Source organism: Mesorhizobium sp. CA4, assembly GCF_020165075.1.
Lineage (GTDB): Bacteria > Pseudomonadota > Alphaproteobacteria > Rhizobiales > Rhizobiaceae > Mesorhizobium.
Genome location: NZ_JAIUHK010000007.1, coordinates 67,030 through 84,286, shown reverse-complemented (window position 1 = coordinate 84,286; position 17,257 = coordinate 67,030). Strand labels below are relative to the sequence as shown.

General features: G+C 64.9%; 12 protein-coding genes. 4 read left to right on the top strand and 8 right to left on the bottom strand.

Annotated features, from left to right (window positions below):
• The first annotated feature begins 235 nt into the window (after nucleotides 1-235).
• Together LB528_RS08190 and LB528_RS08185 are read left to right on the top strand one after the other, a co-directional pair.
• Nucleotides 236-2,785, top strand: coding sequence for a caspase family protein (locus LB528_RS08190; protein WP_224714469.1), 2,550 nt, complete (start codon nucleotides 236-238; stop codon nucleotides 2,783-2,785).
• On the top strand, nucleotides 2,782-3,069 hold the full coding sequence (locus tag LB528_RS08185) for a hypothetical protein (protein WP_224512833.1): 288 nt from the start codon (nucleotides 2,782-2,784) through the stop codon (nucleotides 3,067-3,069). The genes LB528_RS08190 and LB528_RS08185 overlap by 4 nt, the downstream gene beginning before the upstream one ends.
• A 119-nt stretch (nucleotides 3,070-3,188) precedes the next feature.
• Here LB528_RS08185 and LB528_RS08180 read toward each other — a convergent pair whose 3' ends face one another.
• Nucleotides 3,189-3,749, bottom strand: coding sequence for a DUF6931 family protein (locus LB528_RS08180; RefSeq protein WP_224714468.1), 561 nt, complete (start codon nucleotides 3,747-3,749; stop codon nucleotides 3,189-3,191).
• 191 nt (nucleotides 3,750-3,940) lie between these two features.
• On the opposite strand from LB528_RS08180, the gene LB528_RS08175 reads away from it, so the two are divergent.
• On the top strand, nucleotides 3,941-4,477 hold the full coding sequence (locus LB528_RS08175; protein WP_224512831.1) for an OmpA family protein: 537 nt from the start codon (nucleotides 3,941-3,943) through the stop codon (nucleotides 4,475-4,477).
• Between the two features lie 280 nt (nucleotides 4,478-4,757).
• On the top strand, nucleotides 4,758-5,159 hold the full coding sequence (locus LB528_RS08170) for a hypothetical protein (RefSeq protein WP_224512829.1): 402 nt from the start codon (nucleotides 4,758-4,760) through the stop codon (nucleotides 5,157-5,159).
• A gap of 201 nt (nucleotides 5,160-5,360) precedes the next feature.
• On the opposite strand, the gene LB528_RS08165 is transcribed toward LB528_RS08170, so the two are convergent.
• From LB528_RS08165 to tssL, 7 genes are all read right to left on the bottom strand, one after another.
• Entirely contained in the window at nucleotides 5,361-5,576 is a 216-nt protein-coding gene (locus LB528_RS08165) for a hypothetical protein (RefSeq protein WP_224512827.1), read from the bottom strand.
• 76 nt (nucleotides 5,577-5,652) lie between these two features.
• Complete coding sequence (locus tag LB528_RS08160) at nucleotides 5,653-8,094, bottom strand: M23 family metallopeptidase (RefSeq protein WP_224714467.1); 2,442 nt, start codon at nucleotides 8,092-8,094, stop codon at nucleotides 5,653-5,655.
• Nucleotides 8,091-8,582 (bottom strand): DUF1036 domain-containing protein, encoded by a 492-nt coding sequence (locus tag LB528_RS08155; RefSeq protein WP_224512824.1) that lies wholly within the window; start codon nucleotides 8,580-8,582, stop codon nucleotides 8,091-8,093. The genes LB528_RS08160 and LB528_RS08155 overlap by 4 nt, the downstream gene beginning before the upstream one ends.
• An 11-nt stretch (nucleotides 8,583-8,593) precedes the next feature.
• The gene (locus LB528_RS08150; protein WP_224512822.1) at nucleotides 8,594-11,137 is read right to left on the bottom strand and encodes a serine/threonine-protein kinase; all 2,544 of its coding nucleotides are present in this window, start codon (nucleotides 11,135-11,137) and stop codon (nucleotides 8,594-8,596) included.
• Nucleotides 11,134-11,913 (bottom strand): PP2C family protein-serine/threonine phosphatase, encoded by a 780-nt coding sequence (locus LB528_RS08145; RefSeq protein WP_224512820.1) that lies wholly within the window; start codon nucleotides 11,911-11,913, stop codon nucleotides 11,134-11,136. The genes LB528_RS08150 and LB528_RS08145 overlap by 4 nt, the downstream gene beginning before the upstream one ends.
• A gap of 117 nt (nucleotides 11,914-12,030) precedes the next feature.
• Complete coding sequence (tssM, locus tag LB528_RS08140) at nucleotides 12,031-15,558, bottom strand: type VI secretion system membrane subunit TssM (protein WP_224714466.1); 3,528 nt, start codon at nucleotides 15,556-15,558, stop codon at nucleotides 12,031-12,033.
• Nucleotides 15,558-17,090 (bottom strand): type VI secretion system protein TssL, long form, encoded by a 1,533-nt coding sequence (gene tssL, locus LB528_RS08135; protein ID WP_224714465.1) that lies wholly within the window; start codon nucleotides 17,088-17,090, stop codon nucleotides 15,558-15,560. The genes tssM and tssL overlap by 1 nt, the downstream gene beginning before the upstream one ends.
• Between the last annotated feature and the right edge of the window lie 167 nt (nucleotides 17,091-17,257).

Genomic DNA, 17,257 nt, shown 5'->3' with positions numbered 1-17,257 from the left:
CCGGCATGGCTCGCTGATGGCGATCCTGCGCCGAACGGCAGCGATGCGCTTGCCCAGGTCATTGCGGCGACCGGGCCTCTGAGTTATTTTAGCAGTTTATTGGATATGCGATCTGCCTTGCCATCGGCGGCGCGTCGCCTTGCCGTCGTGGCAGATTGTGAAGTCTTTAACAGACCACGATGCCGCAAGCTGCGTTCTTGTGGCCGACAGGATGATAGCAGTTAGGGATTTTGCCATGCTGCGATGCTGCGCGCTGATTGCAGCCTTGATCCTCGTGGGCCTCACGACTGTGCAGGCGCACGCCGATCGAAGGGTTGCCCTTGTCATCGGCAATTCCGAATACCGCGAAATCCCGGCCCTGAAGAATCCCGACAAGGATGCCGAAGACGTGTCGAACACGTTCCGGCTGGCCGGCTTCGATGTGTTCGTCGCCAAGGACCTCACCAAGCTCCAGTTCGAGAAGGAGTTCCGCAATTATCTCGCGGCGGCCGACGGCGCCGATCTGGCGGTTGTCTATTATTCGGGCCACGGCTTTCAGATCGGCGGCGAGAATTTCCTGATCCCGGTCGACGCGTCGCTCAAGGACGCGGCCGACATCGAGGTCCAGGCGGTCAAGCTGGATGACGTCCTTCAGCAATTACGCGCCAAATCGAAGATCCAGGTCATCATCCTCGATGCCTGCCGCAACAACCCGTTCCCGCGCAAGGATTACTGGCTGCGCGACCAATTGATCGCGGCCGGCGGCACCGGCCTAGCGCAGGTGAAAAGTTCGCTGAACACGCTGATCGCCTTCGCCACGGAGCCCGGCGCCGTCGCCTATGACGGGTCCGGCGATCTCAGTCCGTTTTCATCCGCCTTCTCCCGCCGCGCGCTGGCGCCGAACCAGGAGATACGCTCGGTGATGGCGGCCGTGCGCCGAGACGTGGTCGAGGCCACCAAGGGCGCGCAGGTTCCGTGGGAGAATTCCTCGCTGATCGACGAGGTGGTGCTGATGCGCCGCGCCAACCGGCCGGCTTTGCCGCCAGTGCTGGAAAAGACCGTGCCGTCGGGCGTCGGACCGGTCGCGCTCGACCTGCCGGTGCCGGTCGATGTCGACGGCGGCGCGGTCACCATCAGCATCGAAAGACCGCCGGCACTGGGGCGTCTGATCCTGGACGGCAAGCCGGTCGCAACGGGCGAGCCGATAGAGGGCAAGGATCTGCCGCGACTCGCGATGGATGTGCCGAAGGGCGCCGACGCCGAGGACCAGGTCGATATGCTGGCCTATGCCGCGCATGACGAGTGGGGCGGCGGATCGCAGGGCATACTGGTGTTCCGGGTCAAGAATGGCGATGGCGCCGCGGGCAAGCAACTCGTGGCCTCGCTGGAGTCCGAGCAGAAGCAGGAGGTGGTGGAGCGCGGCATCCACATCGCCGGCGCCGCCGAGGCGATCGAGAACCGCGACGTCAAGGTTCCGGTCGGTGTCGGCCCCGTGCCGCTGAAGCTGGATGTCCCGACCAAGGATCCGGGCGTCAGCGTGAAGCTCGCGAATTATCCGGCAACCGGGACGCTGTCCCTGCCGGATCGGACCTTGTCGCCCCAATCGAGCCTAATGGCCGATGAAGTCGATCAACTGCGCTACGAACCGCAGATAGGCGCTGCAAAACCGTTGATCGTCGGCTTCGAGGTCACGGCTGACAACACGCCGTCGAAGCCGGCGACGATGAAGCTTTCGCCGAGTGTCGACCCGTGCGACACGCAAGCAGGCGAACCCTTGGACCTGCAGGGCGTCGTCCCTGGTCTGTTGCCGAACGAGATCGGCGCAGGCGCGGTGGAGGCCTGCCGAGCGGCGGTGAAGGCCTATCCCGATGTCGCCCGCTTCCACTACGAACTCGGCCGCGCGTTGCTTGCCGCCGGCAAAGTTGACGAGGCGAAGAAGGCGATCGAGGAGGCTGCCGACAAGGGTCATGTCCGCGCGGTGTTCGAGCTCGGCTATATCGCCTCGTCCGGCATAGGAACGGCCGTGGACCCCAAGAAGGCAAATGGCTTCTATGCGAAGGCGTCCGACAAAGGGGACCCCTATGGAATGACCGCCTGGGGACGTGCCCTGTTCAACGGTCTCGGCGTCCAGCGCCATACCGGCAAGGGCTTGGACCTGCTGCTGAAAGCAGCGGCCATGGGACACACCTACGCCATGAACGATCTCGCCGCGATCTTCACCGAAGGCCGCAACGGCGTGCCCGCCGACCCGGCGCGCGCTGTCGCTTTCCTGAAGGCTGGCGTGGAGCGCCAGGATATGTATTCGATGAACATTCTCGGACGCAATTATCTCAGCGGACGCGGCGTCGAGAAGGATACCAAGCAGGCGCAGGCGCTGTTCCAGAAGGCGATGGAGCTCGGCCAGCCTTATGCGCCCGGCAGCTTGGCGCGCATGTACAGGGACGGTGAGGGCGTGGACCGGAACCTTGCTGAGGCGCAGAGGCTGTTCGAACTGGCGACGGACCGCGGCGACTACTCGGCGGCATACGACCGCGCGGCCATCGAAATGCAGAAAGGCGACAAATCCGATCAGGCCATAGCCGTCCGGTATCTGGCGTTTGCCGCAGGGCTTGATCTCCGCAACGAGTTGCCGGGCGCGCGCAAGACGTTGGCGCAGTTTGGCGTGAAGCCGAAGTCGGCCGCGTTGAAGCAACTGCGCTCGGAACTCAAATCGAAGATCCCGGCGGGCGGCTCGGTCGACGACCAACTGATCAAGACGGCCAGGGCCGTCTGGGAGCAAGCCAATCCGCGTCGGGACCTGTTTTGATCAAGAAGGAGGCAGTGGTGGGCAGGGCATTGAAGCAGGCGGTCATCGCAACATTCCTATCGTTCGCGGTTGCAGGGTGCACGACCGTGGCGCCTACGGTCGAGCCGGCGCCAACGACGAAATATCGTACGAAGGCCGTTCAGACGACGACCGAGCCCAAAGTTAAGGTGGTCCAGCAGAAGAAGGTTGCCGCCAAGAAGCTGGTCAAACCGGTCACGACCGAAACCGCGCCCGTGATTGCGCCGCTGGGTGGCAGCGGCGGCGGTGGCGGCGGCGGGTGGTAACGCCCGCTGCGTTCGCCGATTCCGACGGGTCTCCCGAGGCGAACAAGGCGGTCGTCGAACGGCGCGCCCAGGCGGTCGAGCTCGCCTCTCAGGCTTCGGCGGCGGCCTGTAAGCCCGCCCTAATACGCGTCGACCGATTGGCGTTGCGCCTCCATCTCCACCATCTGGATGCCCATTTCGACGAAGGCGGAAAGCACGCCAAAGCGGTCCGCGGTCGAGACGCGGGCCAGCCCCGCCAGGATCCCGGCATTGACGGCGTGGGCGGCAGGAAATCCCGTCGACAGCATATCGAAGGTCGGGTCACGCCACGCCGCAGACAGGGCGATCCATGCAGCCGGCGTCGCTGGCGACGGACCGACGGCGCTGCTGAGCGCTGCCCGATGGCGGGGATTGCCGGGCTCGCCCACCCAGTCATTGACGAGAGCGAGCAATTCGAGATCCCTTTCGGCAAGGAACTCGGCGACATTGCTCAGACATTCATGTCCCCACCAGACCGCGGCGCGCTCGGGCAGAAGGTAGGCGCAGAACGTGACGGCTTCCTCCGGCACCCGCCCGGCGAGCAAGGCGCGGCAGAACTCCAACGGGGGTTGGGCGGCGGCTGGCGATTTCATGTCCCGGGCGATCGCGGGACAGGCAAGAAACAAATCCCTCGCCGTTCTGTATCCGAGTTCATTGGCCATCGCTGCCACACCCCGAGCACCGGCACAAATAGCACTGAAACCCGCGGCTAAGCGGCGGTCAAGCCTTAACCTCTAACAGGCCGCAGCCATTCGCAACGTGCGCTTGTTCACAGACAATCGTTTCAAGATTTGATATAGTCGCGCCAGCAAAAACCCGTTCAAACAGGCCCGTTCAAACAGGAGTGACGGTCATGCGGTGGGGCAGCTCAGCCTTGGCATTGGCGGTCGTGCTTTTTTCAACGCACGTTTACGCCGATCCGCTTCAGAAATCCGAAGACATCGTAAAATTCTTCGCCGGCCAGAGCAACCTCGGCGCGTCGCGCGGCATCTGCGTCGGCACGGAGGAAGAATGCAAGAGCAAGGCCGAAAAGAACGAAGCGCCGCCCCAGAAGGCCGGGCTCGACATGATGATCAATTTTGCCCTGGACTCGGCCCAGCTCGACCAGACCGCGCGCAAGGAGCTGGACGAGTTCGCCAAGGCGCTGAAAGACAATCGGCTGAGCACGTTCAGCTTCGTCGTCGAAGGCCACACCGACGCGACCGGGCCCGATCGCTACAACCAGGACCTGTCGCAGCGAAGGGCGCAATCGGTGGCCGCCTTCCTCGAAGCGAACGGCGTTGAATCGGCACGGCTCGAAGCGATCGGCCTTGGCAAGTCGCACCCGCGTGTCGCCAATCCCTACGACCCGGTCAACCGCCGCGTCGAAATGCGGATCAGGACGGAATAGGCTGCCGGCGCCGATCAGCTCTTAGCGAACTGCCGGTCCTGCCGACAGGCAGGGCTCGCATGCTCGATCAGTTCTAAAGCGCGCCGCCCACCGCAACATCAGGCGGCCCTCATCAAACACATGATGCTGAGACCGTGGATGCTGCCCATCTCCGGCCGGGCCGGTTAGCTGATTTTGGCAAGGCGTTTCATCGGCAAGATACCGCGTTCATCCGCTGGTCCGGGCTGTCGGCAGCCCTTCTTTCTCGGCCCCCTCGACCTTCGATTCCGACCGAAGTCGGATGTTGCTGCGCAATGGTCCATCGGCTGAAACAAACCGTCAGCTATTCCATTTGAATCTCAGACTGGCGAGCATCGTCCCTTCATCGTCAGTTGCGATTGCAAGAAGAAAACACCCGCCGCGACCTGCGAAGCGGCGGGTGTTTCTTTGTCAGGAAAGTGCCCGCATGCAGCTTGGCGAAATCATTGCAAACCTGTTCGCCGCCCTGTTGCTGGCATGTATTCTCGGGGCCGTTTTCCTTGTCGCCACGCAGCCGATTTGGCCAGACCACCACAAGGGACAGATGGTGGTTCTCCCGCCCGCCGACGCGATCACAACGGGATCGATCAAAGCGACTACACATCCGCATTTGCCAAACGCGGTCGATGGAAACCTCGTACAGCCGAGGCCTTCACGGCCTTAATGCATGTCGCCCAAAGGTGCACCGCGGTTGGGTGACGAGACGCATCAAAACAATGGCTTAAAACGCGTCGATTGAAACCGTTTCAGCGCGATGCGCTTTTGGGGGAAGCGATTTACCACTCGTTTACGATATTAGCGCAGGCTGATGTTCGGCCATGCCGGTACAGCGTACATGCCCACAGAGCCCCAGCGCCGATCCCCCTCAGCGCTGGGGTTTTTTACGCATAATCCATTCGACTATGTTGGGGTCGACGTAATCGTCCCCGGTCATGATACGCACCAGCTTCGTCGCGCGCGGCCGCCATTGATCTTCAGGAACCTTATCCTCGTCGACCCAGCGCCTGAACGCTTCGCGCATGACGTCGAATTCGAAGTATGAACCGTTGTCGTTGGATTGCTTTTTGACCATGGCCGGCAACGTCGAATCCCGTGAAATGTTCCAGCTCGCCGCGCGTCGAAAAAACGTTGTTGCCTGATGAGCCGAAAGACCACGGTTAGCCGGGCGCCAGCGTATTCTGGATTGAACCAATCAGCGCGGTGACCGCCTGCTTGTATTTCTCGAACTCGGGAGAGGTCTGCCGGACTTCGGTCGTGGTCGTCCTCGGCTGGCCTTGATCGGTCACCACGCGCGGCACCTTCTGCCCCATCTTCCGCTCGGCCCAGTCGACGACGTAGCTGACGGTCTTGCCGGTCAGGAACGGGTTGGCCTGGATGACGGCCGATCCCAGAACGGCGCTCAATTGCGACGAACCCGGCGCCGCCAGCACCTGATGCGCCCCCTCCATGCCGAGGAAATGGCACAGATAGAGCCGGCCGGCAGAAATCTGGTGGCCGCGGGCGCGCAGATAGGCTTCACCTTCGCGCGCCAGGTTGCGCACCATTTCACGCGACAGCGTCGCGTCGTAGCGAAGCGCAAGCAGGTCGGCGGTCGACAGCGAGCGGGCAAGGTCGGGCCGATAGGTGTTCATCATCCGGATCCAGGTCTTGGAGATGAACTGTCCGGCGCCGGTTGCCGAGGAAAGCGGGTTCTTGGCGCGGGCGCTGCCGCCGCTTTCGACATGCACGATCCGGTCGGTCAGCGTCTCGACCGCGGCATCGCCGGAGCCGCCGGAACTGACCGAGACGGAAGTGGCGACCGAGGTGACCGTGCCCAGCGGGTCGATCGCTTCGCCGTTCTGGTAGAGCTCGAAATGCAGATGCGGGCCGGTCGAAAGCCCTGTTGTGCCGATATAGCCGATGACGTCGCCGGCCCTCACCTTGGTGCCGACGCCGTTGGTGATGGCGAATTTCTGCATATGCGCATAACGCGTCTCGCGGCCGTTGGCATGCGTGATCTTCACCAGATTGCCGTAGCTCCCGCCATCGCCCTGGAAGGAGATCTCGCCGTCGAAGGCGGCCATCACCGGCGTGCCGACCGGCGCCGCCCAGTCGACGCCCTTGTGGATGCGGACCGTGCCCAGGATCGGATGCTTGCGCGGGCCGAAGGTCGAGGTCATCACCCCGGCGACCGGCGTGACCATGCCGTTGGTGACGGTCAGCGACCGCACCTGATCGTCGCCGGTCACGCAGGCATACTGGCCATCGCTCTGCCGGAAGACGAAGCAGTCGAGGCTCTTATCCGTGCCTTGGACGCCGACATAGAGCACTCGTCCGGACATCTCGCCCTGGCCGCGCGGCGTCTGCGAATAGATCAGCACCAGGCGCTGATCCTCGCTGGCGAAGGCGTCGAGATCCTGCCCCCGCGACAGATACATGATCGCCTCGCCGATGACGCTGGTCGGCACCTTGTTGCGCACCGCGGTCGAATAGATCGCGTCGAGCAGGCGGTACTGACGCTTGGGCCCGCCCTGGTCGGAGGCGCCGGAATAGTTGAACAGATCCTCGCGGACCCAGGGGTCGACGCCCGACACGAAGGTACCGGCCGCATTGCGAGTCAACGTGCCGACATAGACATTCTTGGCATAAATCGAGACCTGCATCAGCGACATGGTTGTCGTCTCGCGGTTCGGACGGAACCCGCGCATGGCCACCACAAAGCCGGACTCCAGCCCATCGCGATTGAACAGCGTCTTCAGCGCTTCGCCCGCAAGCTTCGCATCGTCGGCGGAGAAATGCGCATCGAGCGCCACGCTATCCAGGCTGCGGTCGTTGAGGATCTTCACGAACGTGTCCTCGGTCGCCTCGAAGCGCTGATACTCGCTGGTGACAGTCGCAACGGTCGTATTGTTCTCGATCGCGGTTTTTTTGAAAGCCGGGAGCGCCGCTTCGCCCTGGTCGATGGTCTCGCCCCAGCCGGCCTCAGGGTCGTCGGCGTCGGCCTTGGGCGCCGAGCCGGCCTCGCTCTCGTCCGGCGCCGCCTGCAAGTCGTTCTGCAGGTCGCCTTGCGAAGCGCCCTGCTGATCGTCCGGGGCTGCGGCCGGAGCGGGCGGGGCCGATTGCTCATCACCCGGCGCCGCTGCGGAAGGCTTGGGAGCGGCTTGCCGCTGCGCCTGGAAGAAAGCGAAATCCTCCTGCGTCGTCGGGATCGTGGTCATGAACTTTTCGCTGGCGCTCAGCATCACGTCGGAGAGGATTTCGATCTGCGGCGAGGCGCCCGAACTGTCGAGCTCGGCAGGGCGCGCGACGGTCTTGCCTTTCGTCGCGGTGTCGGCATCGGGCGCCAGCGTGATCCACATCGGATCGCCGGCGAGATCGATGATCGCCGGTACATAGACCGAGGCGTCGGGCGGCACGTCTTCCATGCCCTCGACGGGGTGCAGCTCCTCGTCCTCATCGCCGAACGACCAATAGTCCTTGGTCAGGTAGAAGCCGGTGGCTAAGGCGACGACGGCGAGCGTCGCAAGAACGGCGAGCGCCCGGCGCCAGAGCTTGCGCCGCCGCTCGGCCAGCCGCGCCAGCTTCTTCTGCCTGAAGCTCGCGTCGATCGAGTGCGTCACGGGCTGTTTCCGGTCAGGAAATAGGTCCAGCGCACCTGCTCGAGCGTGTCGACCTCGACGAAGCGCGCCGCGATATGGCCACGCTGCCAGCACTCCTCGATGCCGCGGATCGAGAAGCGCCGCCGGTCGATGCACATCTCGGTCGATCCGTTTACGATCGCGTGGCCAAAGACGTCCGTCGCATAGAGATAGATGTAGCGGTTGGTCAGCTCCTCGCGGATGACGTTGACGCATTGGTTGGCGCCGATCGTCCACCAGCCATCCGTCTGGTCGGCATTGTCGACCTTCTGTCCGACCGCCAGATTGACGACGTCGAGCGTCTGGTTGCAGACGGTGAATTCGGCATGCGCCTTGCCGGGCGAAAGCATCGAGAGCAGCGCCGCGCCGAGCGCCGCAAGCGACATGCGGCCCGGGAACAGCAATCGGACCCGGCTACGCTGCTTGCGTGGCGAGAACCGGCTCAAGGTACGCGGGCGGCGAAGATCCATCGGCGTGCATGCTATCCGCCAAGCCGGAAATAGGTGGCCGTGGCGGAGAACTGCGATCCGTCGGCCTCGATCTCTTTGAGGATCCTGGGCAAAAGCTCCGAGGCCGGCGTCGGCCTGGAGAACATGGCGGCCTGGATGTCCTTGGGCCCGGTGATCACCAGCATGATCTGCGGCACCGCCTTGCCGGCTGCTTTGTCCGCGGCGGCAAGGCCGATCGGGATGTTGAAGGTCACCTTGTCGGTTTGCGGCACCATGCGGTCATCGAGGTTGAAGGCGATGCCCTTATGGTCGATCAGCATGACGTTCGAGATCAGCCCGCCGCCCGTATAGAGCGCGCCGCTGACCGGCGAGCCGTCCGGGACCGCTGTCCGGTCGAGCACAAGCTGTGGCTTCGCGGCAGAACTCCGGTCGAGAAAGCGAAGGAAAGTGGGCACGCCGCACTGCGAGAGCGTAATGAGGCGCACGCTGATATCCGGCTCGACATGGAACCTCGTCTGGAAATCGCTGAGCAATTGTTCGAAGGGCTGCACCGCCGTTGCGTATCCCTCGATCGTCGGGGTGGCGCCAGGTCCGGAAGTGACGTTCGCGTAAAAACAGCTGCCGCCGCTGAAATCACGCACCCAGGAGCGCTGGTCGTTCCACTTGGTCATATCGTCTTCCGCTGACGGAAGCGCCGGCCTGGGCACATTGATGGCAACGTCGGCGTTGTCGGGCTGCTTGGCCGCCGGTCTCTGCGCTTGCTGCGCTGGCTGTGCCGGCGCGATCGGCGTTTCCGGCTGGCTGGATGTTGGGGTCTGCGCCTTCGGCTCGGCCGGCGGAGGGGTCGGCTGCGTCGATGCCTGGCTTTGCGAAGCCGGGGGCGGGGAAGCTGCCGGCTTGGGCAACTTGGAAAGCATCTCCACGAGATCTTTTACGCTCGGCTTGGCCGCGGGCGGATTTGCCTCTTGCGCCGGCTTGTTCTCAGCTGCCCGGCTCGGTTCCGGCGTCTTGGCCGCCGGCTTGCCTGCAGGCTGCGCCGGCTTCTGGTTTTCGGCCGCCGCTGGCGCCGGAGCCGGCGCAGGCGTCGGCGATTGCGCCGCCGGCGGTTGCGCCGGTTTGGTCTCGACCTGTGGCAGATGCGGTTGGCTGTTGGCCTCGCTCTCCGGCTGAGTGGCAGGCAGGGCCGGCTTCTCGACGGGCGTCTTGGCCTCCGCATCGGGTTGGGCGGGCGGCTTCGCCGTCTCGATGGTGGCGGCGCTGTCAGGTTTCGGCGCCTGCGGCTGAGCCGCGGCCGGCGCCTGCGGCTGAGATTTCGGCGCCTCCGGTGGCTGCGCCTCGGCCACCGGCTTGGCGGTCTCGGGGACCGGCTTCGGCGTCAGCGGCTTGGATGTTCCCGCTGCCGGCGGGGGCGCCAGGACACCGCTGAAATAAACGCCGCCCCCAAACAGCACAGCGAGAGCCGCGACCCCTCCGGCGATGGCGGGTATGCGCGAAGTCTTTTTGGGTGCGGCCGGTGCGGGCGCGCTGGCCGGGGCGGCTGCCGGCGCGGGCCGTGGCTCCGACAGAAATGCGGGACGCACATGCTCAACGAAGCGGGGCTCGCCGGGAGACGCCGGCGGCTGCGGTTTGGAATCGGGCGGCGCCGTCCAACCGGCGCGCGGCAGGCCGGAGCGTTCGCGTGCGCCAAACGACACCGGCGGCGGCAATGTCGCCTCGAGATTCTCGCCGCGCGAGGCCCTGGCTATCTCGGCCATGCTGGCCGGCCGGTCGCGCGGATCCGGCTGCAGCATGGCTTCGATCAGCTCGCGGAAATCGGGATCGATATCCGACAGGTCCGGCACCGCCCGGCGCTTTTCGATGACCTCATATTGCGACCCGCTCATGTCGAGCGGCTTTCCGCGCAGCGCCGCGGCCAGCACTAGGCCGAGGCTGTAGATATCGGATTGCTCGCTGACCTCGCCGCCATAGAGGCCGAGCTGTTCCGGCGAGACGTAGTTGTATTTGCCGGCGAATTTGCCTCCGATCAGCGTTTCGCCGCCGACGGTGGCCGACCGGGCGATGCCGAAATCGATGATCTTGGCGCGCTCGACCTGCCCGCCCGGCAGAATGATGTTATCCGGCGAGAGGTCGCGGTGCACCGCGCCGGCCTTATGCACCGCGGCGAGCCCCGATGCGAGCCGATGGCAAAGCCGGCGCACGTCCTCTCCGGGCATCGGGCCGCGCCGCATGACGTCGAACAGCGATTGGCCGTCCACGAACTCCATCGCCAGATAGGGGCGGCCGATCCCCGTATCGATCGTAAACACGTGGTAGCGCACGACCGCGTCGTGCGACAGATGGTTGAGGATCGATGCTTCCTTGCGGAACAGCGACAGGATCGTCTGATCGCGGGCGAATTCGGGCAGCACGATCTTGATCGCCACATGGTCGCCGGTCTGGATGTTGTGGCCGCGATAGACTTCACCCATGCCGCCGGAGGCGATCCTCTCGTCGAGCTCGTAGATGCCGCTGAGTTGCGTGCCGACACCCGCATAGGTGACGTTCGCCGAAATTCGCGTCCTGTCGTCGTCGCTCATCTGGCCAGGCCCTCCGCTGCGGACCGATCCCGATGGAGCGCGCCACTCTGCCCGCCGCCGATCTTCACGAGCACTATGGTCACATTGTCGGTTCCGCCGCGCGCCAGCACCATGTCCAGCAGGGTCTGGCATGCCGCCCGCGGCGTGGTGGATTTGACCGCGGCCTCGATCTCGGCGTCGCTGACATGCGCGGTCAGTCCGTCGGTGCCCAGGACGAAAACATCGCCCGCCATCAGCTCGCCCTGCTGGAAATCGATCTCGAGCTCGTCGCTGACGCCGACCGCATGCGTGATCACATTGCGGCGCGGCCAGTTGCGTGCTTCCTCGGCGCTGATCATGCCGCGGTCGAGCAATTCCTGCACCTCGGTGTGGTCCTTCGAAACCTGGAAGATCGAGCCGTTGCGCACGAGGTAGATGCGGCTGTCGCCGGCCCACAGGCAGGCGAAGCGTCCATCCATGGCAAGCAGGGCCGCGAAAGTGGAGCCGATGGTGGTGCCGCGCGAGCGCGATATATCGCGGATTTCGGCATTGGCGCGGCTCAGCCGGTCCTCGAAGCGGGCGCGAAGATCCGGCGCCGAGCTGGCAATACCGATCGTCGCCAGATGGTCGACGATGCTGGCCGAGGCGACTTCGCCGGCCTCATGCCCGCCCATGCCGTCGGCCACCACCCAGAGCCCGGTCTGCGGTTCGATGAGGTAGTTGTCTTCGTTGTGGTCGCGCACGCAGCCCTTGTGGCTTACGCCGAAGCTTTCGATGGGGAGGGCGACAGTGCTCAATTTGCCACCAAGCGCTTCGTGAGCGTCCTCTGTGACCAGCCACGGGCCGCGTGCCCACGCCACTCTGCCACAAGCGTGTACATTAGAGTATCGAAATGAAGCTTCGAGCCGGCCATGTCAGAACGCCTTCGGACAGCTGAAGCCGGACAAGGCCGGCAGCAGCAACGGATTGGCGCCTGATCCCGTCTGAATCGTGTAGGCGACATCGCGTCCGCCGATGACGAAACGCGCTTCGGCGTTGGCGCCGTCGCTGGTGATGGTTGCTTTGTCGAAAAGCCGCTTCAACGCCCACGGCCCGTCGAATTTGAGTGCGGACTCGCGACCGGGCATTTCCGGCACGAGGGTAAGACTCGCCGATCCGGAAGCGGCGCCGCTTGGCCATGTCACGACGCTCGGCGCGTTGCCGGCCTGCGCGCTCTGGACCATCTGCCCGTCGATAGTGAGCACAGCGCTGTCGACTTCGCTGTTCACCGACGTGGGTGTGATGGTGATCGACACCGAGGGCACCGAGCCGCCGGAAGGGAAAAAGGCGCTGCGGATTTCCGCCGCCGACTGGAACGCCTTCAAGGTCGATTTTGCAAGGTCCTTGCTGGAACGCGCATCCTGCTTCCAGGTCCATTCCTGGCCGGTCATGTCGATCAGCCGTGCGAGGTTCTGCGCGAAGAAGCGGTCCATCAGGCCGCCAGGCGCGAACAGCTTGGTGAAATCCGCCATCGAAATCTCGTCGGTGCCGTCGCGTGTGAAGGGGTAGCGGCCGTTGACTGCCTCCTCGCAGACGCGCGTCACCGTCTGGTCGAGGGTCTGGTTGAGGTTGGCGACGGAGGCCTCGGCGACATTGGCTTCGAGCTCGTCCGCCGCCGCGTTGACCATGCGCGCCAGCGGCTTGGGCAGGCGCGAGACATTGGCGCGTAGCGTCGAGATCTGCAGTTGCAGGTTTGCGTTGACACGTTCGGTCTGCGCGGGGACATCGGCCGCGAGTTTCAGGCTCTGGAAGATGTCGTGGAAGTTCTGCGTCAGCGCATCGAGCGGCCGGCGCCCGGCGGCCCCGCCGACCAGCGCCTGGAACGAGCGGAACTGCGCCTCGACGCTCGCGCCGGCATTCTGCGCAACGGCCGAGCTTGCGCCGGCGCGGCTTTGCGACTTGCCGCCGGCGATCTGCAGGCCGATGCGGGCCAGGCCCTTGGCCATGCTGGCGGGATCCTGCTGCGCCGTGCCGATATCCTTCTCGGCGCCGCTGTCCTTCGTCAATGCGGTTTCGTCGGCGATCGCGGTGAAGAGCTGATCGAGGGGCGAGTCCGGCGCCGCGAGGGCGGAGAGCGCCAGATACTGCGGCTTGTCCTTCAGCATCGCCCTGAGCTTCAGCTGGTCGAGCACCCCGTTCCAGGCGGCGGCGAATTCCTTGCCGTAGCGATCGATGAGTTCGGGACCGAGCTTCGGCAGGTCTTGGTCGATGCCGCCCTGTTCCCCGCCGCCGCCGAGCACCCACTGGTCGTCTACGAGCATCTGCGCGATGCGCGAGAGCTGCGGCAGGAAGAAGCGATTGAACCCGGCGCGCGTGTAAAGACCGGGAACGTGGAGATCGGCGAGCTCATTGCCATCCGTGCGCTCGAACGCCAGTTGCGCTTCCGGACCGGCTTTCGCGGCGATGGAGAAATCCTGCAGCTTTGCCGCGTAGACCGCCGATTTGATTTGCGCCGAGGCGCGGTCGGCGAGGCTCATGCGTCCGAGCGAGCGCTGCGCGGCCTCGATCAGCGGCTGGTTGAGCTCGAAGCTTGGATCGTAGGCGTCGTCGAGCGTAAGCATGGCGCGCAGATGCTTTTCGAGCTGTGCGCGGCCCTCGCGGTTGTTCTCGCCGGGGTAGCGGTTTTCCTCCCAGTCCTGCTTCATCCACGAGACGATCAGCTCGTCATCGACCTTCGGCGCCTTGCCGCCCAGCATCAGGTAGATCTTGAGCGGCTCGTAGAGCGCGACCGGATCGGCCATCCTGGCCTGGATCGTCCGTTCGGCCTGCACCAGCAGCCGCGAGCGGAAGGTCCGCTCCAGCGCCTGCCGATAGGCCGTCTTGGAGGCCGACAGCAGCCTATCGCGCTGGCTGAGCCCGAACGTCTCCTCGATCGGCTTTCCCTGGTCGCTGTTTTCGAAACCGGCCGGCAGGTTGCGCAGCTGGTCGAGCGGACCGATGACGTTTTCGAGGTCGACGTCCGTCACCGTGGTGCTCTTGAGCAGGCTATCGGCGCTGTCGCGATAATGCGCCATAGCTTGGCGTGTGGAAGCGACCAGCTGCTTGTTGGCGAAGAAGCTCAGACCCAGCAGGCCGAGCGCCGCCAGGGCCGCCAGCGCGATCGCGGCCAGGCCGCCGAACCTGGCGAGCTTCGCGCGCCGCTCGGCCGCCCGGTCGAACGACACCCAGCCCGATTCCGGGAAGATCACATTGGCCAGCAGGTCGTGCAGGAAGAAGCTCTTGCCGGCGCCGGAAAGATGCGCCTGCGAGGCGTTGCCGAAACTGCGTCCGATCGCGCCCAGCACCTGGTCGAAGGGCGTGCCTTCCTGGGTGCCCGAAGAGAAATAGAGCCCGCGCAGGCTGACATTGACCTGTGACCGCGAGGTGTCGAACAGGCTGCCGACAAACCGCGCTATCCGATTCTTCAGCGCGCCGAACTGGGCAGGAAAACCGAACAGCGCGATCCGCGCCACCGGGTCGGGCTCTTCCTGCAAACGGTCGGCGAGTTCTTCGGCGAGCCGCTTCGCCAGTTCGTCGAAGGCTGCCGGCGCCTCACCGGCCATGTTTCTGGTACGGTCGGCGGTCTGGAATGTCGCACCCCATACCTTTCGCCTGCGCGCTTCATCGAAATCGCCGAAATAATCCATGAAGCCGGCGATGAGATCGGCCTTGGTGAACAACAGATAGACCGGGAACTGGACCTTCAGCGTCTCGTGCAATTCGCGCAGGCGGCTCCTGATCTCGGTGACATGCGCGTCGAGTTGCCGGTCGTCGAAGCCGATCAGGTCGGCAAGGCTGATGGCGAGGATCACGCCGTTGATCGGTTGCCGGGTGCGGTGCTTCTTGAGCAGTCCCAGGAAGGCGAGCCAGCTCGCCTTGTCGCGCTCGCGGTCCGATTCCTGCGTCGTGTAGCGGCCGGCCGTATCGATCAGCACCGCCTCGTCGGTGAACCACCAGTCGCAGGACCGCGTGCCGCCGACGCCGGCCAGCGGCTGCGCGCTGCCGGAGCCGGAAAGCGGGAATTTCAGCCCGGAATTGACCAGCGCCGTCGTCTTGCCGGCGCCTGGCGGGCCGATGATGATGTACCAGGGAATGTCATAGAGGAAATTGCGCTTGCCGCTCGTCCGCTTCAGCGTCGCGATGGCTTCGCTTATGCGCGCTTCGAGCACCTGTGAATCATCGTTGCGCTCGTCGCTGCGTACGATGGCCGTTTCGAGCGCCTTTTGCGCCTTGCGCCGCTGCCAGAAGCGGACCCCGTAGAACAGCGCAAGCACCGCAACGGTGACGCCGATGATCGTGGCCCTGAGCCACACAGGTCCAAGCGGGCGCGTATCGGCGAAGCGGATCAGCGGCCCGGCATACCAGACCGCCGCCGAGAAACCGGCAAGCGCGGCCAAGCTGAAGATCCGCAGCATCCAGCGCATCAGTCGCCGTTCTCCGCTGCGTTGGTTTGCAAAGTCTCCTGTTTCGGGATCATCACGTCGACGCGGCGGTTCTTGGCACGGCCGTCCGCCGTGCCATTGTCGGCGATCGGTTCGTCCTCGCCCTTGCCGTCGGCACTCAGCCGCGACGGGTCCTTCAATTGCTTGGCCACCAACGCCTGGACAGCCTTGGCGCGAGCGACGGAAAGATCGAAATTCGATTTGAACGGGCTCGACTTCTTCGGTTTCACATTGTCAGTATGGCCGATGATGCTGATCGGTCCGGGTTCAGCGTCGAGCGCCGTGACGATGTCGGCGGCGATCGGCTGGAACTGCGGCCTCAGCTCCGCCTGGCCGGGCGCAAACAAAAGCTGGTTGTTGATCTCGATGACGATGAACTCGCCCTTCTCGCCGACGCTCAGTCCGCCGCCGGCGATCTCCTTGGCAAGTGCGGCGCGGATGCGGTCGATCTGGGTGGTATCTGGGACCGCGGGCGGCGGCGGGCTGGCTCGCGCCGGCTCAGTGGGCGCCGCCGCGCTGGCGCGCTCGATGGTGACGGGCGTCGACGGGTTGAGCGCCAGCAATTCGCCGGCGGTCGCGTCGCCTTCGTCGGTGATCAGCACCCGCAGTCCGAAGAAGGCTGCTGTCACCAGCGTCGCCGCGGCGGCCGCGACCGCCCAGAGCGGCAGCCCCGCCCTTGGCTTCGGCAACGCCGCCGCCATGCCTTGCCAGCGTGGCGATATGTCATCATTGGCGCGCGGCTTGAAGTAGCGCAGCGTGTCGTAGACGTCGCGCCGGACGCGTTCGAGCGTGTTTCGTTCTTTGGCCAGCCCGCGATACTGGCCTTCGAAGCCCAGCGACAGGCACGCATGCATCAGTTCGAGCAGGTCGTAATGCGCTTCCGGCCTGGCGAGAATCTTGTTCAGCGCTTCGTAGAAGCCCGTGCCCGTCGGTTGGGTGTGGAAGAACCGCGCCGCCAGGCTGTGCTGAAGCCAGCTGTCCTTGCTCGGCCAGGGCAGATTGCCGACGAGGTCGTCGGCGGTTTCGCAAAGGGCGAATTTCGCGATCCGCGCGTCTTCCTCGGCTACGCCGGCTTTGGCGATCGCGCGGTCGAAGGTTTCGATCGCGTCGGCGATACGCTCCGCCAAGGGTGCGGCTTGCCGTTCGACCGGCATTAGCCGCAATTGACCGAAGAGCATCAGCAGCGGCGCCGCCGCGGCAAGGATCGGATTTGTCGCGGCATATTGCACGCCCTCGGCGGCGGCGAGCAGGGCATCCTGCGGCAGCCCCGGCGTCGCATTGGCCTCCGCTCCCGGGGTTGGCCCTTGAAACAGCACGGTTCCGGACGACCAACCAGTTGGCATCTGTCGGCCGCCGCCGGGGTCGAACACTGTCGCTTCGCGGGCGGGCGGTGGTGCAGGCCGTGCGCCTTCCGGACCGGACCTCTGGGCAGCCGCAAGCGGCTTTTGCTTCGGCCGCGGAGCGCGGATGACGGTCTTGTCCGCCGGCCTGGAGGGATCGTCCTTCGAGCTCATCGGCGACGACCCGCCTTCGAATTGCAATGAGCAGGTTTTTGCCCGGGGAAACGCGTTCCAGCCTGAGCCTCAGCGGCGGGCCGCATGGAAAGGCTCATCTCGCCGAAACATGACATTGCTGCACACGCCCCAAGCCACGCCGCTTTGCCCGCGGGCAAGCATCCCTG